Raw genomic sequence first — 12,697 nt, 5'->3', positions numbered from 1 at the left:
TAGCGTTTAAAAAGACGCTAACTTTTCGAATAAACACAGAGCCGAATTTGTATGTTTTTAATTTTTCTATTCTAAAAGCCTACCGAAGGACTACGACTACCAAAATAGAAAATAAAAACGAAGTCGTAAATTTAAAATTTGGCAGACATTATAAAAATACGCTAAACTTTGGATTAAGCACCAAACCCCGTATTAATTGTAGCTCTTGTTATGTGCAGGCTTTTTTTATTCCACAGTATTCCAACCAAGTAAGTGGTTTAGTCAGATTATGTTTATTAAATTCTAAATGTATTACTCGTCTTTTCTTTCTGTTAGTTGTTCTATTTGAAGCGTGTAAAGTCAAAGGTTTCATTAACATTACTCCACCTTTTTCTACTTCACAGATAAATTCGTTTTCAATATTCCAATCTTTTGATTCAGTACGAATTATTCCTTTTGAGTGTGATTTCGGGATTACTTTTAAGGCACCATTATTTTTGTTGGTTTTGTCTAAATGAATTCGTATTGTTATAGTGTCTTGCAAAATCTTAATTGGTGGTTGAACTCCGTATTGTCCTTTTTTTAATGTCCAATTCACATAATTTTCCAAATCGGCTTTTTTGTCAACCGAAATGCTCAAATCTTGGTGATAAGCCACAAACCAATTCGATTCGCTTGGTTTGTCAAAATAAATTGCTTTGGTCAGGAAATATTCTGATTCTGATAGGTTAGAAATTAATTCAGTCAATTTTTTGTTAAATAACAAATCACTCAATTCAGGTACATTTTTGATTAATTGTCTAATCGCAAACAAGTCCTTTGTTTTCATAAACGAATTCCCCTCTTGTTCAGCATTTTCTATACAAGCTAAAATTTGGTTTATTTCGTTATCGGAATATAGATCGGCTAAAACGGAATATCCATTTTCTTCAAGTTCTATTTTGTTCTTTTCGTAGTTCATTTTTAGTTGACATACAAAGGCTCGGCTATGGTTAGTGCGGGAATTAAAAGTAGTGAACTTTCGATTAAGTACTTAGCTAAAACTTTTTATTTTGTTTTATCTTTTTTATCGTAAAATCAAATCAAAAGGATTTGGCGGACTTAGTTTAAAACCTTGAACTTTGAGTTGAGCACCAAAATCCCTATTAACCATAGCCATTGTTGCTAGTAGTTGTTTTTTAACAAACAACTGAAATTAATTTAAATATACTACTTGTGGTTTTTTATTCATAACATTCAAAGTAGACTTTGTGATTAGTATATATGTTAGGGTATCCATCGTATTTTAAAAGTTTAAAGATATAATTGTCGTGGTTAAATATATAATATGGCCATCCATCGTAAATTTCGCCATAATTTTGTTGTTCTTTTATTTCTAAATTTTTGAAATCTTCAGAAAGAGCTTGGATTATAAGGTATACCTTTTCAATTGAAGTATATTTAAGTAATAAAAAATTACCATATTTATCAGAACCTAGTTCTTTTCTGTAATCTTGATTGTTTTCTTCTTGTACTTGGCTATTATTGATTATAGAACAAAAATTTTGATTTTCTAATGATTTAAAGAAAGTGAAAGTGGTTAGAAACCCATCAAAAACATAAGCTTCTTTTTCTTTATAATTTATTTTTCTAAATTTTCCTTCTATCTCTAATTTTAAATTTTTATTGTCGGGAACTATAATTTCTTTTCCATATTGCTGTATACTAGCATTAGTTATTGTACCAAAATCAAGTTTTCCTATAACTTTTGATAATGTATTAGGTTGTTCTCTAACAAGCAGCCCATTTAATGCTAGAACATACATTTTTTCGATTCTAGTACTTTCATAGTTTGATAAGAGAGTTTTAGTATAATTAAATAAGTCTTCATATTCCTCTTTCTCTTCTCCAAACTCACCTATTTGTTTTATATGTTTGTATTTAATAGGGTCATATTTAAAAAAAAAGTTATGATTACTATTATAATTTAAATAAAACTTCCTTAAAACCTCTTTCGGTAATGTTGTTTTATATGTTAATGTAATGATTTGAAAAACCTTTTGAAGTTTTTTTAAATCCACGTCAATTTTAACTTTTTTTCCATTTTCAAAAAAAGTAATTCTCTCCGCTAATGCGTCTTCACATCCAAACTGTAAAATTCCTCCTTTTATTTTTATAATTGGATATTGAGATGAATCAAAACTCTGAAGGCAAAAATCAAAGATAAGTTCTGCTCTTGAAATATTGGAAGAAAAAATGAATATAGATAAAATGAATAATTTTTTAAAAATTTGATGCTTCATTAATCGAAATTAGTTTTAAGTTTTTGAACTTACTGGCAACGTTCTGGCTATGATTAGTGTACCGAAGAAATTCAGCGAATTTCGAGCCAGCACAAGTAAAAGCTTTTGGCGTTTTTTAGTTTGAGTTTAGAAATAAGAAAAAAGTTTTTACGATAATGCAAATCAGCCAACATTTCCGCTAGCACCTGCTCCCGCATTAATTATAGGTTTTGTTGCCTACAGTTTTTTTATTTCAGTTTCTTTACCGTTCCAAGAAATATTTATTTTTTCGTCTGCTCCAATCAAAGTTATTTCATAGGAATTATTTTTCTCATTCCATTTTAAATTTAAGATATCTTCTTCCATCGCAAATTCGTTATTAAGATAGAAGTCAAGAACTTTTGTTTTATAAATGACTTTATTTTCAATATCAGTAAAAATCATGAAAAAATATTCAGGGTAGCCTAAATGATAAGCTCCATCATAACCGTCTTTTTGACCAATGATTTTCAATTTTTGATTCAGCTTATTTAGATCTTTAGAAATTGAAAAGTCATGAACGTCAGCGTCTGTATAATAATATTTATCGTTGATTAATATTCTATTCCAAACACAATTGGTAAAGTCTTTAAATTTGTATTTGTAAATAATTGAATCAATGCAAATTTGAGTCAATTCTGTTAGCTTTCCAATCGGTTTTAATTCATTCAAATTATGATTTTCAAAAAGTACAATTTCTTTATTGTATGGATTTAAGAAATTTGGATATTCTTTAGGATTTAGTGTTTCAATATTCGGTTTGATAACAGCTAGTTTTTCTTTCAAGAATTCTTTGGAAAGACTATTAATTTTATAAGTCCCGTCTTTTATTTTGTACTTATATTCAGGATAATATATCTCTTTTTGTCCAAAACAAAAGTTTAAAAAAAGAAAACACAATAATGTTATAATTTCGTTTTTCATAATCGTAGGCAACGTTTAATATATGTGTCGAAGCAGAGCAAATTGTTACCCTACTTTTCGATTTTTTTGTGCATTGGTTGCTAACTTTAACTTTTTGCAAGCATTACGCTTAACCAAAAATACAATAACCATTCGATTCATCACTTAGCTGCTATTACATCATGTATCGTGTTGTAAACAGTTTTTATTCCTTTCCTTTCCGAAATTCAGACAGGTTTTGTTTAATCAACTTAGACTCTTCATAGCTAACTCTCAGTTTATTCAGCGGAACAGAAAATTGTTGATTTTGATCAGTCACTTCCAAGGTAGACTTAATTCCATTATAATTTAGAGATTCAATTCCGATAAAAACTCTTTCCAAAAAAAGTTTGTTGCGAATTATTAGGGATACTCTATGTTCAGTTAAAATTAGATAATCAAATTTTTTTCTGGTCAAAAAATAAAAAATAGTTGCTATTGAAAAAATGTTCTCCAATATAGTTTCCCAAAATGTATTTTCGGACTCCTTTTTCAAGAGAATTATTCCGCATTCTTTTTTGAGTAGATTATCTATACTTTTTTTTGTCATTAAATTTTCAGGAATTGTTCACACCGGTCTTGTTTATGAAACGTAGCGTTTAAAAAGACGCTAACTTTTCGAATAAACACAGAGCCGAATTTGTATGTTTTGTTTTTCATTTTTCTATTCTAAAAGCCCACCGAAGGACTACGACTACCAAAATAGAAAATAAAAACGAAGTCGTAAATTTAAAATTTGGCAGACATTATAAAAATACGCTAAACTTTGGATTAAGCACCAGAACCCGCATTAATTGTAGCTCTTGTTGTAGTGCGTTTATTTGTTTTTTAATTCTATTTTCCTACCATCTAAATCTTGGATTATCGAAATTAATCCCCATTCCATTTGAGTTGGTTCTGATAATATTTTCCAGTTAGTTTGTCTTAAATCTTCAATTTTTGATTCAAGATTTTCAATCTCAAATCCAACTCTTAAAGATGCATCAGCTTCTTTCATTGATTTGGTCAAAGGATAAATTTCAAAAACAAACCCGTTTTCTTCAGATGCATAATGAAAAGGTCCATTTCCGTGTTTATGATATTCAAATGTTAAACCTAATTTTTCATATTGAGTTTTTAATATTTCAATATTTTCAGTTCTAATGACTAATAAGTTTATTTTCATTGTCTTTTTTGGTTCTACTTCAAAATCAATATTTTATTTAGTTTTTCTCTAAGTTCTTGAGTTTTTACTAAAGCTTTTTCTCTTTTATTTTCACTACTTAATTTTCCTTTTAATGCAGCGGTTAAATATACAAGAACCTTTTGATTAAACACCAATTGTCCTATTTGCTATATATCATGTTAGGGAACGTTTTTATTTCGCTATCTTTTTTATCTATTCTGATATTTATAATCTATAGTCTTCTTAGTCTATAATTTTTTCTAAAACCGAAAATGGGAGGGACCCATTTTCTAAAATAATTTGATGAAATTGTTTTAAATTAAAATCCTCTTTCTTTTGAAATTTCGTTTTCCATTTTAAAATTTTATCCGCTCCATATTTATATGTAATTACTTGACATGGCCATCGCTTCATTCTAGCAATTTCTCTTAATCCAATGTTATCTTGTTCTTTAATATGTTGTTGCCAAAATTCTAATGCTTTTTGATCACTCCAACCATAATAGTTTATCCCAACATCTATAGATACACGAACAGAGCGAATGATATCCCATTCCCACTTTCCTAATTCGTCATAAATATCTCGATAAGCTCCAATTTCGTAACCGATTTCTTCAATATAAGCGGCCCAGCCTTCTCTGTAACTTGCGTATTGAAACATTTTTTGAATGTCAGTACGGTTTAAACTATTTTCCAACATAATCTGATAATGATGTCCAGGCATCGCTTCATGAATGTAAATCCAACTCATCTGTCGTTTGTTAAAAGGCTGATCAAAAAAATTATAATAGAAGGTCTCATTTTGATAGAATGCAGGGACTTTAGCCAACTCTTTATTAGTGCCACGCGCAATTTTTACATCAGAAATCGAATCCAAAAATGGAAAATTTTCAGGCAGTTTTTGAGCTACAATTTTTTTAATGTTTTCAAACTCTTCTTGAATAATTGCTATATTATCATAATAGAAAGAAGAGGCATTGATGTGTTTTTTAAAAGTAGAGTTATCCATATTTACTCTAGTTTGAACCGTTTTCATACGAGACTTTACTCGTTCAATTTCACTTAGACCAAATTTGTACATTTCATCAGGAGTTACTTCAAGACCAATCCATCGCTTCAAGAAATAGCCGTATAAAAATTTTCCATTAGGTAGCGAGAACAAACCGGTGTCTGAAATGTCTTGAACTTTTAAAGAACTCCATTTCTTTTCTTGAGCAATTCTAAGCAAATTCATTTTAGTCTCGTAGTCAATTAGTTCAAAATCTAGTCGATTTTTCTTTGATAGTTTTTCAGGGTTTATTTTTTGTAAGATTTTTGTTGTTCTTTCAAAAAAAAGCTCCTGTTGTAAAATGGAATCTTTACTCTGAATTGCTTGAAGGTTGGCTACATAGGAAAGTTGATTGGGCGAAAGGTTTAATTTTTTAAATCCTTCTTTAAAATTTTTGGCAACAAGTTTAAAATCAGAATTGTAAGTGTTGTTTTTGTTTTGACAACTTACAGGTAAGACTAAGAAAAGACCCACTAGAAGAAATCCATTTTTCATAAATATTGTTTTTGTAAAAATAGAAATTCGAAAAAGGAAGCATTTGTAAAATCTTGCGAATTTTAATATTTAGAAAAAGAAGAAGGAGATGCTCCAAAATGCTTTTTGAATTGATTGGAAAAGGCAGCTAAATCTGAATACCCTAAATAGAAAGCAACGTCAGTTAATGTCATTTTCTTTGTTGAAATTATTTTTTTTGCTTTCTCCATTCTTAAAAATTCTTGTAATTCAAGAGGTGATTTTCGGAAACAACTTTTAAATAATTTAGAAAAATGAAACTTTGAAATTCCAGATTCAAGAGACAATTGGTTTAACGTAATTTTAGTGTTATAGTTTTGATAAATAAAATCTTTAGAAACCATTAATTTGGAAACCAGTATTCTTTTTGTTTCTGTTTTTTTAGCAAAAAAATCTAACCTCATTTGCATTTCAAATAGGTCATCAGAAAATGAAATTAGCTGAGAAGAAATTGAATTAAGAACTGCTAAACCGTTCATTTTATCATTTTCCTTTTTAGAAAAGTCTTGAAATGAATTTCCTAAAGGACAAAAAGTAAAACAATTAAAAACTGTTTTGAACAAAATTTCATTTTCATATAAATCAACTAAATTTTTGTCCAAATCGAGATTTAAGTCAATACAGATTCCTTGGATTGTGTTTCTTTTATTTTCAAAAAATACTTCATATTTTTCATTTTCTTTTAAAAGTAAAAATTGTCCTTTACGTAAAGGAATATTAACTCCATCTAAGCAATAATTCTCTACTCCTTCAACTACATATTTTAAGGCAAGTCCTTTCGTCTTTCCTTGAAATTGAGATTTGCTTTTTGCTTTAGAAAATTTAATTTCTCCTAATTTCCCTCCATATTTTTGGGTGTTTAAAAACATGTCTTCAAATTTTTGGATGCATTCAACGTACTTGTGTATGAAACGTAGCGTGTAAAAAGATACTAACTTTTTGGATGAACACAGAGCCAAATTTTTTTATTTTATTTTGTTTTTTTGTTGAAAATGCCAAGTTTTATATTTAGCGACTTTGTAAATAAACACAGACCTTTGGAGTTAACACAAAAACTCTATGTTTTTTATAAATTGTTTGCAAATGTTTTATTAGCTATTTAATTTCAATAATCTTCTAATGTTTTTAGATAAAAAGAGAGACTTTCTATAGTTGATGATTTAGTTGGATCAAAATTACCAGTCCAAGTCATATGCCCACCACCTTCAGTTTCATAGGATGCGTAAGAATCTATACCCGTATATATACGTGTTTCCTCAGTAGGAGGGCATTCTTCTTGAAACATAAAAAAACTCCTGTGAAAGCCACCAGTTCTTCTAAGTTTTTTATGAGACAAGTTTGATAATTCCATAAACTCGTTTAAAGTCATATTTAATTGATAAGGGACTTTTCTAAATAGGACAACATCAAATAAAGTTTGGGTTTTACCATACTTGTATGCTAATTGGTAATCATCCTTAGACATAGCAATATTTAAGCTACTTAATTCATAACCTTTATTATGTAATTTTTTAAAACTAATAGATAATTTTAAATTTTTATATTCATAATGAAGCGCTTTTTTTGTTGTGTCACTATCTTTTCTTCTTAAGAATTTATCATAATTGTAAATTGTTCTTTCATCTTTTCCATCAGGTTTACCGAAAATAGAAATAATTTTTTCAGGAGAATCTCCAAAGAAAAAACTGTTACTATTATACTTATATTCACAAATATCAAACTCAAAACGATGTTTTTGTTGATTAAATTTATTGACTAAAGGTTTAAATTTGGGGTGTTTTGTATTTGCAGTAACTTTATAGTCATCTGTATAATCAGATATAGTTACCTCACTAGGAAAAAATATTGGGTACAATACGATGCCAAGAAAGATAATTATTAAAACAAAGAATCCTAAGCAACCTTTAATTACAATACTAAATTTTTTTTTCATTTATATTTTTATGTTAAAAACTACATATTTCATTTTCAAATGGAGATATGAAAATATGCTCTTTTTTGGTAATATTTGCTAACGTTTCGTTTAAGAAACGTAGGGCAAATGATAAGCAATACGTTGCGGATTGGCCCTAAGTCAAATGTTATAGTTGGCGACTTTGCAAATAAACACAGACTTTTGAATCAAGCGTAAAAACCCAATGTTTTTTTATATCTTGTTGTATGTAGTTTTATCTCCTAGGTCTTTTATCAAGAGGTATATTTATTATTCCTGAGCCATCCACCAAAAATATTCCATTTTCATTCACAACTTTTACTGCAACTTTAAATGATTCCCATCCAATTCCTTCCAATATAACATATTCAGATTCTGAATCAAAACTAGAGATTTTAAATCCATCATCAGGATAATCTTGAGCATCAAGAATAAGGTCTGCATTATCAAGTGATATATGGTAACCTGTTTCAGGCTCGTAATAAAAATCTTGTTCTGATGTTTTAGTACATATTTCTTTGAAATTTTTAGAGGTAAGAAATCTTTTCTCTAAAATACAACCTCTTACGTGAGCATTAAGAAACTGTTTAGCTACTGTATAATCGGTATAATCTTTTTTAAACTCTAAATATCCATTAAAAACGTATCCGTAATTAGAGTTATCTACTTTTATTTTAACCCAATAGCCAGATATTATTTTGTTATTATCTATAACTTGAAAGGATTCTATAGTTTTTTTTAAGACATCAACTGTCTGCCCATAGTTTAATTTACCAATTTTATCACTTTCAATACTAGCTTTACTTCTAATTGATAAACCACTTTTTGCAGTTACAATATGTTCTTGAGCAAAAATATTAGTTGATATTATTAATAATAAATATATTACTTTTTTCATTTTTTCTAATTACATACAACGGCTCTTGTATGGCGCGTTTGCTTGCCAAAGGCGGCATATGCAACGTACAGATTGTTATAATACGTTTTTTACAGGTATTGACTTTTTATTTATAATATTCAAATTTTCTAACTACTTTCATATCTATGTCAAAACTTGGATAAAATTTAGTTGTCCAATTATCGTAAACATCATATTCATAACTGTATTCAAGTGTCTGGGTGTTATATTTTAATTCAGTTTCCTTATTGCCATTAGCAACATCCAATAACTTATTTAGAATTGTACTTTCGTCATAAGGGTTTTGATAAACATAAACTTGATAGATCTTTTTTTTAATAACATCATTTTTATCATTTAACAAATATGTTTTCATTTCTAATTCGTAAAATTTGCCTTCGCTATAGGAATATATATCTTCGCGAATTAAATTGTTTTTTTTATCATAAAAATAATTCCAAATCTGTTTATCACCGTTAAAATTTTCACATTTTTCAACTTTATTAAAATCGTTGTATTTGAATTTATATAATAATTTTTTTGACTTTATTTTGTTATCAGGATTTTTTATATTGCCGTTTTTATCAAATAAATGCTTATTTTCATATTCTATAAAATAGACATCTAAATTATTTTTATTCCTTACGTAAATAATACCCTCTTTATTAAAAAGGCTTTTTGTTATTTTTTTGTCAGAAAGGTAATCCCAATAGCTAATCTCTTCTTCTTTTACCCCTTTTGTTTTTTTTAATTCTTTCCATTTTTCATGAAGAACATTAGTCTTTCTTACACTAATATTATGCCGCTTAGATGTTTTATAATAATCTACAATTCTATTTATTAATACACACTCAATTATATTTCCGTTTTTATCCAAAATATATTTCGATGGTTCATAACTTTCAGGAAATCTAATAGAAGATTCTATGTATTTTTTTGTCTTGGAATTATAATCAAATAGTCGAGTTGTAAAGCTTTTTACATTCCCTTTTATTTTATGTAGATTCCCACGGTTGACATCACCAACATATTGGCCATTTATAGGCTTATATTCTATAACCTGAGAAGTACATATATGTGAACTACAAAAAAGAATTAGGGTCAAATATAAAATGATAAAACTCTGTTTTTTCATAGGTCATTTTGTTTATATTAAAAGAAGTTTAGTTTAATGCTAATCCGCAATCAGAACATTCAATATCATTTTCAATTATAGGATTCAAGCACGCAGGACATGTACCCGACTTTAAATTGTTTGAAATTTCTTTTTTGATATCTGAATCACTTTTAGGATTCTCTAGAATAAATTCATCATCAATTTTTTTGGTCGCTCGATCTAATCCGTAAATAAAAATAATAGGGAATAAAATAATGATTAAACTGAAAAGTGAAAATCCAGATTTTAAAGAAACAACTATAAATCCAATAGCGAGTAGAATAATTGAAGCATTCCAAATATATTTACCCCATTTTTTGCCATTAGCCAACAAATATGTAGCAAACATAAGCAGTAAACCAACAACGGAAAATATTTTATTAAACCGTGCTAATATAAAGATTAAAAATATGCTGATTGAAATTACTCCACAAAAGATTATCCAAAAATAAAATAAACTAGTTTTATTGGGTAAAGATTCCTTAATGTCATCTTTTTTATATCCCATTTTTAGTAAAGCAGAAATTATTTCAGAACGATTAAAGCCTTTTTTCTTTCGTTCTTTTATTTCTTGTTGGATATCTTTCATTGATTCTTTATTTGGGAATGTTCGTTAAGATATAGTTTACACAAGTTAAAGCTTAGGTGTTTACACTAAATTAGTTTCTAACCTTGTCGATTGTTGTTTATGTCTTAGGTTTCTTTGATCAAAGAAACCTAAAAATACATTTCTATAATAGACTTTCCAAATACCGTTACCTTGTTCCTTTATTCCCGCGTATTTTCCTTTTAATGTATCGGTTAAATATACAAGATCCTTTGGGTTGTCACTTAGCTGCTATGACATTATACTAGGTGTTATAGCACTTGTTTTTCTTTCAGAAGTCGTTCTGCCGCGGTTTTTGCTTCGTCCACATATCCGCTATTCTCGTCCGCAATATTTTTCAATTGCAATTCAGATTTTGATTGGAACTTTCGTTCGTAACGTTTAATCCGATTTTCCGTTTCCACATTTTTATCCACTAAATCCTTTTCTGTCAATTCCTTTTCAGGAAACAGTGTGTTTAGTAGTTCTTTGTTCACAGCCAAGAAAATAACTAGCAAAGTCAAAAATATAGTATTGAACTTAATAGGTCCGATTCCGAATACTATGTTTGAGTAATAAATGTCAATCAAGTTGACAATTCCTATGACCAATGTTAATCCAAACACATAAACATAAAGCTTTTTATTCTTGAAATATAGTATTGTACTAATTCCAATCAAAGCAATTCCCACGTAATGTTTATAATTCAGTAAATAATCAGTCAGAAGAGTGATTCCGATCGAGTAGAGTACAAGAAGTAAAGAAATCAGTATAGGAATTATATCTTTTTTTATCATATGTGCTGTAACGGTCTCGGCTATGAGTAGTTGCGTGAGTTAGCACTTAACTTTGCAAGGACACACCAAGTTGAAAATTCCTCAGGAATTTCCAAAGTAAATGAGAACAAACAATTACTTATAACCATTGTTGTGCGTAGTTTTTTTGTTTTCAAGATAATAATATTTTATCAGTTGTGTTGGTTTATTTAAATTCAAATCTGTTGAATAATTTTCGATTGGTAAGTTCAACGTATTGTATGTGAATTCAGTTAAAATATCTTGATTGTCAGAACTATAACTTTCTTTTTTGATTAGCCTTTGCTCTTCATAGAAAGACCTAAAACCCCAAAAACTTACTGTAATATCATTTTCTAAAGTTTCGCTACGATAATTAATCTGTTGACCTTTATTATTAAATTCCTTTATGTTTTTAGAATCAAACTTGTCTGAAGTAACTACTGAGAAGTATTCGATTTCCTTAATTCGATTTTCGGATTCATATTCAAATAATTTCTTTCGTTGAAGAATTGGCTTTTCGTATAAGAAATATCCATAGTATTTTTCAGATTTTATTAAACGCTCCAAATTATCGTAATAGTAAAATGTTTTTGAATTTATTTGTCCTTCGCGATTATAAATAATCCACTCAATTATGTTTGATTTTGTATCATAAATTTTTCTATAATTCAAATGAGTTTCGCCCGTTTCAATTCGAGTAGCATATCTCTCAAAATCTCTACCTAAACTGTCGTATTTGATTTCGTAATTAGTATGGTCTTTAAATGTGGTAAAATAATTAAGGTTTTGATATTCGATTAAAGTGCTGTCTTTGATATTTCCATTCTTCTTAAATTCATAGGAATATATTTTAACAGCTTTAGTTTTATTTGTGTCTATTTTAGTTTTTCCAATTAATCCGAGCATTTCGTTAAATGCTAAATTTCCTTCATCGATTTGTATACAATTCCAAGCTTTATTTTTACTTGCAGAACAGCTACTTAAAATCAGAAATAGTAATAAGTATTTTAAAGTTTTCAAAAGTTTAGTTTTTAGTTTCTCGAAAATAATTCGATTCTTTTGAAGAGAAAAGTCATATTGAGTGAACTATGTTTTTCGTTGAGTAACGAGGTTTCTCAAAATTACGCACAACGGTTCAGCTAAGGTTAGTACGGGATTAAACTAGTATTTAATTTCGGATTAAGCACTTAGCCAAAACTTTTTATTTTGTTTTAATTTTTTCATTTTTAAAGCCCACCGAAGGACTACGACTACCAAAATAGAAAATAAAAACGAAGTCGTAAATCAAAAGATTTGGAGGACTTTATAAAAATACACTAACTTTCGGATTAAACACCAAAACTCGTATTAATTATAGCATCCATGAAAAAGCAGAGAGTCC

General features: G+C 28.4%; 12 protein-coding genes. All 12 read right to left on the bottom strand.

The window, feature by feature from the left end; genetic code table 11:
- Nucleotides 1-208: 208 nt before the first annotated feature.
- The 12 genes from DZ60_RS0117340 to DZ60_RS0117270 all read right to left on the bottom strand — a co-directional run bounded on the left by DZ60_RS0117340 (nucleotide 209) and on the right by DZ60_RS0117270 (nucleotide 12,336).
- Nucleotides 209-940, bottom strand: coding sequence for a phytanoyl-CoA dioxygenase family protein (locus DZ60_RS0117340; RefSeq protein ID WP_025743293.1), 732 nt, complete (start codon nucleotides 938-940; stop codon nucleotides 209-211).
- A 262-nt stretch (nucleotides 941-1,202) separates the two neighbouring features.
- Nucleotides 1,203-2,261: a hypothetical protein gene (locus tag DZ60_RS0117330; RefSeq protein ID WP_025743292.1), complete on the bottom strand. Its 1,059-nt coding sequence runs from the start codon at nucleotides 2,259-2,261 to the stop codon at nucleotides 1,203-1,205.
- Nucleotides 2,262-2,477: 216 nt separating this feature from the next.
- On the bottom strand, nucleotides 2,478-3,203 hold the full coding sequence (locus DZ60_RS0117325; RefSeq protein ID WP_025743291.1) for a hypothetical protein: 726 nt from the start codon (nucleotides 3,201-3,203) through the stop codon (nucleotides 2,478-2,480).
- 835 nt (nucleotides 3,204-4,038) lie between these two features.
- Nucleotides 4,039-4,386 carry a VOC family protein gene (locus tag DZ60_RS0117315; protein WP_025743289.1) on the bottom strand — a complete coding sequence of 116 codons (348 nt, stop codon included), beginning with the start codon at nucleotides 4,384-4,386 and terminating at the stop codon, nucleotides 4,039-4,041.
- A 243-nt stretch (nucleotides 4,387-4,629) separates the two neighbouring features.
- On the bottom strand, nucleotides 4,630-5,928 hold the full coding sequence (locus DZ60_RS0117305; protein WP_025743288.1) for a DUF885 domain-containing protein: 1,299 nt from the start codon (nucleotides 5,926-5,928) through the stop codon (nucleotides 4,630-4,632).
- A 62-nt stretch (nucleotides 5,929-5,990) separates the two neighbouring features.
- Nucleotides 5,991-6,815: a helix-turn-helix domain-containing protein gene (locus tag DZ60_RS0117300; protein WP_025743287.1), complete on the bottom strand. Its 825-nt coding sequence runs from the start codon at nucleotides 6,813-6,815 to the stop codon at nucleotides 5,991-5,993.
- Between the two features lie 236 nt (nucleotides 6,816-7,051).
- Nucleotides 7,052-7,879, bottom strand: a complete 828-nt coding sequence (locus DZ60_RS0117295) for a hypothetical protein (protein ID WP_025743286.1) — start codon at nucleotides 7,877-7,879, stop codon at nucleotides 7,052-7,054.
- 235 nt (nucleotides 7,880-8,114) lie between these two features.
- Nucleotides 8,115-8,777 carry an SH3 domain-containing protein gene (locus tag DZ60_RS24395; protein WP_025743285.1) on the bottom strand — a complete coding sequence of 221 codons (663 nt, stop codon included), beginning with the start codon at nucleotides 8,775-8,777 and terminating at the stop codon, nucleotides 8,115-8,117.
- A gap of 106 nt (nucleotides 8,778-8,883) precedes the next feature.
- The gene (locus DZ60_RS0117285; RefSeq protein ID WP_025743284.1) at nucleotides 8,884-9,912 is read right to left on the bottom strand and encodes a hypothetical protein; all 1,029 of its coding nucleotides are present in this window, start codon (nucleotides 9,910-9,912) and stop codon (nucleotides 8,884-8,886) included.
- Nucleotides 9,913-9,940: 28 nt separating this feature from the next.
- Entirely contained in the window at nucleotides 9,941-10,522 is a 582-nt protein-coding gene (locus DZ60_RS0117280; RefSeq protein WP_025743283.1) for a UBA domain-containing protein, read from the bottom strand.
- A gap of 269 nt (nucleotides 10,523-10,791) precedes the next feature.
- A complete protein-coding gene (locus DZ60_RS0117275) occupies nucleotides 10,792-11,316 on the bottom strand; it encodes a hypothetical protein (protein ID WP_025743282.1) in 525 nt (174 codons plus the stop codon).
- A 114-nt stretch (nucleotides 11,317-11,430) separates the two neighbouring features.
- Nucleotides 11,431-12,336 (bottom strand): hypothetical protein, encoded by a 906-nt coding sequence (locus DZ60_RS0117270; protein WP_025743281.1) that lies wholly within the window; start codon nucleotides 12,334-12,336, stop codon nucleotides 11,431-11,433.
- Between the last annotated feature and the right edge of the window lie 361 nt (nucleotides 12,337-12,697).

The organism is Aquimarina pacifica (genome assembly GCF_000520955.1).
Lineage (GTDB): Bacteria > Bacteroidota > Bacteroidia > Flavobacteriales > Flavobacteriaceae > Aquimarina > Aquimarina pacifica.
Note: the sequence above shows the minus strand (reverse complement) of the source record. Positions and strands in the feature narration are given on the sequence as shown.